Source organism: Bradyrhizobium sp., assembly GCF_049581145.1.
In the GTDB taxonomy this organism is placed as follows: Bacteria; Pseudomonadota; Alphaproteobacteria; order Rhizobiales; family Xanthobacteraceae; genus Bradyrhizobium.
Window position 1 is genome coordinate 1 of record NZ_JBAURI010000108.1, and the last position, 3,188, is coordinate 3,188.

Annotated in this window: 4 protein-coding genes; 3 read left to right on the forward strand and 1 reads right to left on the reverse strand. The window is 62.7% G+C overall.

Features of this window, described 5'->3' with window-relative positions; translation table 11 throughout:
* On the forward strand, positions 1 to 645 hold a 645-nt coding region (locus WCB02_RS03470; protein ID WP_423956417.1), incomplete at its 5' end, for a BMP family ABC transporter substrate-binding protein.
* A 93-nt stretch (positions 646 to 738) separates the two neighbouring features.
* Here the strand turns inward: WCB02_RS03470 and WCB02_RS03475 are convergent.
* Positions 739 to 1,641 (reverse strand): LysR family transcriptional regulator, encoded by a 903-nt coding sequence (locus tag WCB02_RS03475; protein ID WP_423956419.1) that lies wholly within the window; start codon positions 1,639 to 1,641, stop codon positions 739 to 741.
* Between the two features lie 242 nt (positions 1,642 to 1,883).
* On the opposite strand from WCB02_RS03475, the gene WCB02_RS03480 reads away from it, so the two are divergent.
* Both WCB02_RS03480 and WCB02_RS03485 read left to right on the forward strand, forming a co-directional pair.
* Complete coding sequence (locus tag WCB02_RS03480; RefSeq protein WP_423956421.1) at positions 1,884 to 2,711, forward strand: creatininase family protein; 828 nt, start codon at positions 1,884 to 1,886, stop codon at positions 2,709 to 2,711.
* 13 nt (positions 2,712 to 2,724) lie between these two features.
* Positions 2,725 to 3,150 (forward strand): cupin domain-containing protein, encoded by a 426-nt coding sequence (locus WCB02_RS03485; protein ID WP_423956423.1) that lies wholly within the window; start codon positions 2,725 to 2,727, stop codon positions 3,148 to 3,150.
* Positions 3,151 to 3,188 lie beyond the last annotated feature (38 nt).

Sequence of the window (3,188 nt, forward strand, 5' to 3'; positions counted from 1 at the left end):
CAGATGACGAAGACCGACACGCTCGGCTTCATCGGATCGTTCCCGATTCCGAGCGTCGTTCGCAACATCGACGCCATGACCCTCGGCGCGCAGGCGGTCAATCCCAAGGTCAAGACCAAGGCAATCTGGGTCAACACCTGGTACGATCCTGGCAAGGAGCGCCAGGCGGCCGATACCCTGATCGCGCAGGGTGCCGACAACGTCGCCCAGAACACCGACTCGCCGGCTTCGATCCAGGCCGCCCAGGAGAAGGGCACCCACGCCTTCAGTATCGATGCCGACATGTCCAAGTTCGGCCCGAAGGCGCAGCTCTCGGGGACGACGGAAGACTGGAGCGGTTACTACATCGCCGAAACCAAGAAGGTCCTTGACGGCACCTGGACCGGCAACCGGCACACGCGCTGGGGCATCAAGGAAGGATTGGTGGTGATGGCGCCGCTCAATCCCGATATCCCACCGGCGGCCGTGAAAGTCTTCGAGGACAAGAAGGCAGCGATCGTGGCCGGCACGCTCAATCCGTTCGCCGGGCCGATCAAGGACAATACCGGCAAGGAGATGGTCGCCGCCGGCAGCACGATGCCGGCCGCCACCTTCAATTCGCTGAACTGGTATGTCGAGGGGATCGAGGGATCGGTGCCGAAGTAGACTTCCGACCGCACGCGGTCTGACATGAGTCCCATGCCGGCGTTCTCGACAGCGAGACGCCGGCACATTTATTTGCCGACCGAGATTCGTTGGTCACGAACTGGCCTCCCGCATCATCGTTTTCAGCATCTCCGCCAGCACGCTCGCGATCGCGCTAGAGCCCCTGGCATGGCCGATCAGCATCAGCGCCTGCGAATCGTGCGACAATTCCCGGACCGTGACATAGACCAGCCGTCCAGCCCGCCGCTCGAATTCGATGTCGAACGGCGTGAGGAAGGTGATGCCGTTCTCCATGATCGCGGCATGCCGCATGATCTCGATCGCATTGGTCTCGATGATCGGCCGAAAATCGAGCGCGGCGCGCGTGAAAGCCGTGTCCAGATACGGCCGGATCGCGCTGGTGTCGTCGGCGACGATCAGCGGGTAATCGGCGCAATCGCCGAGCCGGACGCTGGTCCGCTTCGCCAGCGGATGGTTCGGCGTCATCACGGCGCCGAGCCTACCCGTGGCGCGTGCCAGCACTTTCAGATTGCTGTCCTTGGTGAAGTCGAAGCCGATCCCGAGGTCGGCTTCGCCATTGGCCACCGCCGACTGGATTTCCTCGCCGGTATTGAACAGCGTCAACGTCAGCTTGACCCGCGGATTCGCCAGCCGGAATTCCCTCACCGTTCCCGGAACCAGGTTCGAGGCCAAGCCGCTCATCATCGCGACCGTGATCTCGCCGCGCCGCAAGCCTTTGAGTTCCTCGATCTTGGCCTGCGCGCGGGCCAACTCCTTCAGCGTCTGGCGGATATGCCCGATCAGCACTTCGCCGGCCGCGGTCAAAATCAGTTTCTTGGGCAGTCGTTGAAAGATCGGCGTTCCCAGCTGGGTCTCCAGCGCTAGAATTTGCCGGCTGATCGCTGATGCCGCGACGTTGAGGTGGCCCGCGGCCTTCCGGATCGATCCGGTGCGGGCGACTTCATCGATATAATTCAGCAGACGGCCGTGCAGCATGTTCCTGACGATAAATGTGCGGCGAGCAGCATCGCCGCATGTTGCCTAAAAGGCAACGGCGTTGACGAATTAAAGCGCTTTCAAGTGATGTCGTCGCATGCACAATCTCTGGCGCAGAGCAGGCTCGGGCGCAACGGACGCGAGGCGTTGGCCGCTCCACTTGTCCATTGTTGGTCGCATGTTCTGCGGAAAGCCGGTGTCCACCTTTCCGGAAAATGCTCTAAGGCGGAGAGTTTGTGCGCATGGCGCTGAAGTCGCATTGGTGGTGGGACCTGACCACGCAGGACTTCGCCGCATTGAACGCGGAAGAGGTCGTCGCGGTGCTGCCGGTCGGCGCGGTCGAGCAGCACGGACCGCATCTCCCGGTTCGCGTGGACACCGCGATCAATGCCGGCATCGTGGCGCGTGCCGTCGAGCTGATGCACCCGGAGTGCATGGCGCTGGTGCTGCCGATGACGGCGGTCGGAAAATCGGGCGAGCATCTGGCATTTCCCGGCACGCTGACGCTGTCGCACGAGACCTTGGGACGGGTCTGGTACGAGCTCGGCGAATGCGTGCATCGCGCCGGCATTCGCAAGATCCTGTTCCTGAATTCGCATGGCGGCCAGCCGCAGCTGCTCGAAATCGTCTGCCGCGATCTGCGGGTCAAGCTCGGCATGTTCGCGGTCACCGCGATGTGGTCGAAACTGATCGACATGGACGAGCTGTTCGCGCCCGACGAGGTCAGGCACGGCATCCATGGCGGCCAGATCGAAACCAGCGTGATGCTGCATCTGCACCCTGAACTCGTCGAGATGCAGCATGCCGAAAACTTCGTGCCGCTCACGGTGCAGATCGAGCGCGAGTCCGATCTGCTCGGTCCGCGCGGCGCCGCCACATTCGGCTGGCAGGCCCAGGATCTCAATCCCAAGGGCGCCTGCGGCGATGCAACCAGGGCGACCGCCGAGCTCGGCAGGATCACCGTCGAGCGCGCGGCCGCGCGGTTGCTGACGTTGATCGACGAGATCAGCCGCTATCCGTTGTCGCGCGTCGGCGCCAGCACGGCGTTCGATGACCGGCGGCCGGCCTGACGGAGGAATGAGCATGGCATTCAGCGTGGCCGACCTTGCAAAGGCGCAAGCGTTCCGGATTTCGCCAAGGGACACCAATTATTTCGTGATGCTGTTCGACGGCGAGTCCGACAAGATTCAAAACATCTTCGTCATCGAGATCTTCAAGCCCGGCGGCGCGACGCCGCCAAACGAACATGCCTCGGCGCATGAATTCTTCCACGTGCTGCATGGCGAGGGCGTGGCCCGCTGTGACGGCAAGGCAGTGCCGATCAGGAAGGGAGATTCGCTGCTCCTGCATCCCGGCTCCGAGCATGTGATCGAGAACACCGGGGCGGGCAAGCTCTATACGCTGACCGTGATGACGCCGAACGAAGGCTTTGCCGAACTCATCCGCGGCGGCGAGCGGGTCGAGCTCGACGCCGACGATATCAGGATCCTGCAGGGGGATGAGGCATAACGACTAGACGATCGATTCCATGAAACCAATCCTATGGG